A 1,468-nucleotide genomic window follows, 5' to 3' on the forward strand; every position below is an offset into this window, starting at 1 on the left:
CTTTTAAACAGTTTGTTATGAATCAGTCGTCCAACACCAAATTTTTATACCAAGGATTACTTTCCAAGGGACGTATAGACCATCCCAATTTAATACTGGTTGGGTTTCTAAGTGGTAGATTCCAATCCTTGTGATAATCATGGATTCACTCATGCCAGTCACCAAACTTGGCATTTCTCAACGGATACATACCAAATTTTTCATAAAAATGTGAGATTAAGTCTGATTCTACATCTTTATAGGCATCACTGTTTCCTCGAACTTTCACTTCAGTCATCCAAACGTGTATAGCTATATCTTGCAGAGAATCTGATAAATTTCTGAGCCAAAACTTTAAGTGATTACCAATTCGCGCACGCAGTTGACCACGACCAATATAAAGTACTTTTGATGGTTTCCCTTCGTAATCAATACTTAAATTTTCCGCGATAGTAATTACGTAGATTCCCTGATTAACCGAAGATAAACTCGTTTCAAATTCATCTTTCCACACATAGTCTAACTCAGACATAATCTTGCTTCGGATTTTAGAGTCAATCCAATCCCAGACATCCTCTTTTACGTTATCGTAGGATAATGTGCGAAGATTAATTCCCATGTCAGAAGCAAATTCACTAAACCTTATAGGGTGTTCGTTCTTTACCCAATTATATTCTATGTATGCCACTTTTTACCTCTTAACCAAAGTGATTCATAACGCCGCATTAAGGTGTGAGCGGCGCTTGGCTATACTTGAGCGAAGCGAAACTGCCAAGCGTTGCGAATCACTCTTAAATGCTTTGTTATGTTTGGTGTTAAAGGGATAGACGCAACTCTATTTCACGCCCTTCAACTAAGTGACCTGTTGATACAAAACCACAACTTTCGTAGAAACCTTGAGGGCTATCTGAACCCGTAACAACACTTGTGTATAGAGCCGATATTCCAAACTCATGAACCAATGTTGATTTCAACAAATCAATAGCAATACGCCCGTACCCCTTTGACTGTTGAGACTTATCAAGCATGAACCGCCAAAGTTCAAACTTACCTGAAACTGTGTCTGCGTTTACTAAAACAAAGCCAATTGGATTATTGTCAGAATAGATACCTTTGAACCAAGGAAAACTCATAAAGTTTGCTTCAGCCAATGAAATAGCATTGCTATCAACATGATTTACCTGGTTTTGAGCTACCTGTAACTGGCAAATCTCATAGAAGTTCGTTTTGTCTATACTTCTTAATTCGAGGCTCATACTACCAACTTCCGTCGAAAACTGGTGTACCCCACAAAAAGTAGACAGTACATAACTACATACTTTCGTACTCAACTGGGCTGATGTACCCCAACGCTGAGTGTCTTCTTCTGCGATTGTAAAATACCTCGATGTATTCGAAGATGCCCATTCGGGCTTCTTCGACTGTTTGATAGTCTTCTGCGTATATCAGTTCGACTTTCAGTCGACTGTAGAACGACTCCATCACCGCA

The 1,468-nt window shown here is 39.2% G+C and carries 3 protein-coding genes; all 3 read right to left on the reverse strand.

The window, feature by feature from the left end:
* Positions 1–145: 145 nt before the first annotated feature.
* Positions 146–667, reverse strand: a complete 522-nt coding sequence (locus KIV41_RS24635) for a hypothetical protein (RefSeq protein ID WP_252040536.1) — start codon at positions 665–667, stop codon at positions 146–148.
* A 127-nt stretch (positions 668–794) separates the two neighbouring features.
* On the reverse strand, positions 795–1,235 hold the full coding sequence (locus KIV41_RS24640) for a GNAT family N-acetyltransferase (RefSeq protein WP_252040538.1): 441 nt from the start codon (positions 1,233–1,235) through the stop codon (positions 795–797).
* A gap of 55 nt (positions 1,236–1,290) precedes the next feature.
* A partial coding sequence (locus tag KIV41_RS24645; RefSeq protein WP_285337850.1) for an IS3 family transposase occupies positions 1,291–1,468 on the reverse strand: 178 nt, incomplete at its 5' end.

The sequence above is a fragment of the Vibrio sp. D401a genome, assembly GCF_030248515.1.
Taxonomy (GTDB): domain Bacteria; phylum Pseudomonadota; class Gammaproteobacteria; order Enterobacterales; family Vibrionaceae; genus Vibrio; species Vibrio rotiferianus.

What these genes read in the sequence shown, in the direction of transcription:
- KIV41_RS24640 (WP_252040538.1), bottom strand. Translation starts at nt 1,235, where the DNA reads ATGAGCCTCGAATTAAGAAGTATAGACAAAACGAACTTCTATGAGATT.